The 4048-nt window shown below is 39.4% G+C and carries 7 protein-coding genes; all 7 read right to left on the reverse strand.

The genetic code is table 11. The features are described from left to right. Positions 1–312 (reverse strand): phosphohistidine phosphatase SixA (sixA, locus tag VE944_RS07575; RefSeq protein ID WP_324974630.1); only part of this gene is annotated, 312 nt, incomplete at its 3' end. 149 nt (positions 313–461) lie between these two features. After that, on the reverse strand, positions 462–851 hold the full coding sequence (locus VE944_RS07580) for a type II toxin-antitoxin system VapC family toxin (RefSeq protein WP_324974633.1): 390 nt from the start codon (positions 849–851) through the stop codon (positions 462–464). Then, positions 844–1086 carry a hypothetical protein gene (locus VE944_RS07585; RefSeq protein WP_324974635.1) on the reverse strand — a complete coding sequence of 81 codons (243 nt, stop codon included), beginning with the start codon at positions 1084–1086 and terminating at the stop codon, positions 844–846. The genes VE944_RS07580 and VE944_RS07585 overlap by 8 nt, the downstream gene beginning before the upstream one ends. Positions 1087–1211: 125 nt before the next feature. After that, complete coding sequence (locus VE944_RS07590; protein ID WP_324974638.1) at positions 1212–1469, reverse strand: hypothetical protein; 258 nt, start codon at positions 1467–1469, stop codon at positions 1212–1214. A gap of 40 nt (positions 1470–1509) precedes the next feature. Beyond that, positions 1510–2712 (reverse strand): HNH endonuclease, encoded by a 1203-nt coding sequence (locus VE944_RS07595; RefSeq protein WP_324974641.1) that lies wholly within the window; start codon positions 2710–2712, stop codon positions 1510–1512. Positions 2713–2837: 125 nt separating this feature from the next. Then, positions 2838–3308, reverse strand: a complete 471-nt coding sequence (locus VE944_RS07600) for a DUF29 domain-containing protein (protein ID WP_324974643.1) — start codon at positions 3306–3308, stop codon at positions 2838–2840. A 175-nt stretch (positions 3309–3483) separates the two neighbouring features. Beyond that, positions 3484–4048: DHH family phosphoesterase (locus VE944_RS07605; protein WP_414690110.1), on the reverse strand; the 565-nt coding region annotated here is incomplete at its 5' end.

Genomic DNA, 4048 nt, shown 5'->3' on the forward strand with positions numbered 1-4048 from the left:
TTGGGTATTTTGGGAATAATTTCTTGGCTCTAACCAGTCTTTGAGCCAAGTAGAAATTTGACCATCGTGGGCGAGGTGGCTAGATTCCTCTAATTTGGAGCTTAGTTTTTCTGCTATGAGGATTTCAGCCGTTTGGCGGGACCGCACTAAGGGACTGGTGAGAATCAAATCAAAGTTTAAGCCCAATTTAACAAGTTTCTGAGCAACTTTCTCAGTTTTTTGCCGTCCTTCTTTAGTAAGGCTGCGCTCCTCATCCTTGATGCCTAATCCCTTGTCTTCGGCGATGCCATGACGAATTAAATATAGTTCCATACTTTGAGTTCTGTTAGCATAGCGGGGCGTAGCCCGTGCTTAGTTAGGATTTACGTCTGCTGTCAATTAACCTATCCTAATCTTAATCATTATTACGTATTTGTTGATCTGCCATCTGTCCGGTGCAACGCGGTGTTAGGTGTTCTATGTTACAGATATAGCAACAGGTTTAAACCTTGAATAAATCTGTAATCCCGTTGGTTTTTTGTGATAAACGGGTAATTCCAAACTATTGCTGTAGCTGCAATGAGACTATCAGGAATGGCCAAATTATGACTGAGCCGATAAGACCGCAATAAATCAACTGCTGTATCAGATACAGCCTGGTCAATCTTAATGATGTAAAACTGCTTGAGGAAATTTAAGAGTGTTTGTAATTCTGCTTTATTACGACAACCAACCATTAGTTCCATTTGTGTGATTATGCTAATTGCCAAGCCAGAACTCGTTTTCAGATTTTGCAAACACTTTACTGCTTCGAGAACACCGCTACCTGCATCAATTAGAATATCAGTATCAACGATGGTTGAGTTAGTCATGTGATGACCACTCATTTTCTCGAACACCACGCACCCAAGCAGTGCTATCAGCTAAATCTTGGCGATCGCTCCACATCCCAATAAAGCTATCATTTATCAAGTCAATATCTGGCCATTGAGAACTAGGTTCAACTACTCCATATCTTTGCCGCAAAAAAGCAATAAAGTCGATTACTTGACGCTGTGCTTCAGCAGGAAGAGATAAAAACTCATTAAACAATTCTTGCTGTGTCATTCTTATGCCTCTCAAAAAGCAGAACTGATACAGATTTTAACGCTATGTCTCAGCTATTCACTCAGATAGCGCTAAAATATCGAGCAACACAACGCTGTCAAACAACACGCGCTTCAACTATATTTTTAGTCTAAATAATCAACATAAGTTTCTATCGGATTTTCTTGTTCTAGCTGGATTACACCTATTAAACTCTGAACCCAAGGATCAAGGTCAGTTAAAGGTTCTAAGGTGGGACTGCCAGCAATAGACGATAGAGTTTCTTGTTGAATTGATGCTAGAACAGACTCAACTAAATGCCAACGTTCTTTAATTGGTAATTGCAGCACTTGTTTTTGTAGTTCTAGCAATGTTAAAAGTTTCGATAACTCTTGCTGAGTCATCTTTGATACCTCTCAGAAAAATGAAGATGGTTTTGAATTATTAAATAGTAGAACACCATTTACACTGATCAAACCTCTGTTTCAAATACTCCTGCTTGGGATGGTAAATTTTATCTTCTGGAACTCGTAACTTTATCCCCTTAATTGTTCGATACTCAGTGGTTTGAAGAATAGGGGAAATATGCACCATCATTGTTTTTGGATTAATGGCAATGAGGTTTAAATCAAATAACGTATGCAAATCAGCACGTAACAACAAACCATTTGATGGGTGATTATTTTCGGTTTCAATATAAGGAATAATGTGGGCAGCTTCAAGTGCAGCATCAGCATCAAAATTTGTGATAGCACACTTACTAGAATAAGCATCTAGCAAAGACTTACGAAACTGTTGTTGCCCCTGTCTCCTAACTATTGATACAGTAATTTTTTGACGAGCCTCGGCATCACTTTTAAAATTGAAAAACTTTTGTTTGTCAAGTTCTTCTCTAGCAAGTAATAGTTCATTAGTATCTAGCGATGGCTTCGGCTCCACCGACGGTATTTTAGGCTCCCTGTTCAAAATTGATTCACAAGTCTTTATCCTCTGAATTGCTTTGACATATTTGGAATCAACTTTTAAGGCTAATTTATAATTATCGATTGCAGCTTGATACTCCTTATTTTGCTTAAATGCCTCTCCCTTATCAAAGAAAATGTCAACAAGTCTAACTCCTCGTCTTTGCCTTTGTTGTATTAGGGAATGCTTCTCCCATTCTGAATTTAAAAAGTCAGATGCTTTGCTATTGAATCTACGTCCGCTTGCTCCAAAATTAAAATTTATTCCCTGAAATTGAGGTAATCTTCTTAAATCCTTTTGTTCCAGAGGAAAATCAAAGTCAACAACTGAATCTATTTGGACATTAACGGCAAAACATCTCCCATCGTAGGATATATATGCTGCACTTAAATCTGAATATTGTTTTCTATCTAAAAGCTTTAATTGCTCATCGTCTGGTGCTGCAATAACATGACCAGCAGCAATAAAGCCACTAGGTTCATTGCCAATATTTCCGCTTCTCTGAAAGTAAGCTCTATCTCCAACCTGTATAAATCTAGAATTCCAGCAACTCCAAGATGTTTCGTAGTATTTTCCTGACGAAATTTCTGATTTTATCAAGCCAGGAAGTTCACTATTTTTAATGATTCCTTTCCCACTGTAATATTCTGCCTCACCGTTGCAAAGAAAAATTATAGTTTCCATCAGAAATAAAATTGACTAATCATGATTGTCATGATGCTAGCCATTTATAATACTAAATATAAGCCGTATATTTACCCAATTTAGAGTATGGTGTAGCAGTTATTATAGGGTAAATAACTTTACGATCATTGCTCAGGGTTAGGATAAAAGTCTAAGTCTAAAATCTCATCGACAGAAAAGGGACAAGCGATCGCAAAGTTATCTTCTGATAAACCCGTTTCCACCATTGCCTCTCGCCGTGATCGCTGATAAGTACTATTAATCCACTCGGTATCATTTAAAAAACGCCGCAAGCTAGGACTTTCTTCCAGCAATTCATCTATATTCAGTCGCTCACGGGTAATGGTCACTTGCCAACTGTGACTACGACCTTCAGGTTGATACTTCCACTTCAACAAATGCGATAAGACTAACCGTAATGCACTTTGCAACGCTCGCTGTTGACTCTTACCCAAGTCCACCACTTCCTCAATTAAGTGTTCTAAATCCAGCGTGTCCCAGTGGTGCAATCGCAAAAGCTCTGTTGTCTGCTCTACCCAAGTATAAAAATCTTGCTCATACAGAGTTTGTAAGATTTGGAGTTTTATAGACTTCATGGCGCTCCTTCTTCACAAATAAATAGGTAGGCGCAAGTTAACTTTGATTTAGTTCAGCATTCGTCATAAAACCCAAATTCCCGACTTTTATCAAAAATCGGGAAGGGATGCTATCTGACTAAACACTTTGACTGCTGCATTAGTTAGGAGTTCTCCGCGTCTCCTTGAGTTCCCTCTACTCCGACTGAATCGGGTTATCTCGGGGATTAACTAACCTCAGCAGTTTTTGCTTAATTTGAGCGTCGAATACTTCCCATTTCATTTTTGCATAAGCGGAATTTTCGTTGCTGCCAGATAAGAAGCCCATTGGAATTTCAAAGCCGCCTGCGCTTGTTCTTCCACCGCCGAAAAAGCGCCCTGCACTATCTTGTCCAAAGGCTTCTTTGATGAATTCATCGGGGTCAAGGGTCAGTTTGCTAGTTCTCAGGGAGCCAATGACTATTTCTAGTTCTTCATCTTCATCGTGAACAATGCCGTAAACTACGGCGGTGTGGACGTTTTCTTCGGTGACGAGAAAATCAGCCGCTTGAGGGATGGCGTCACGGTCTTCGTAGCGTAAGTAACCAACACCAGCGATGGAAAAGTTATTTTGAACGATGCGATTTTTTAGCGATCGCTCGATCACATCCATTACCCGCTTGGAACGGTTCGCCTGTAAAATGGCGTTTAGCAGTTGAGCATCATAAAATCGGCTTAAATAGGCAGCTGCCATAAAATCTTCTTCTTGTGCTTGCATTAAC

Source organism: Nostoc sp. (assembly GCF_035638895.1).
Classification (GTDB): Bacteria; Cyanobacteriota; Cyanobacteriia; order Cyanobacteriales; family Nostocaceae; genus Nostoc.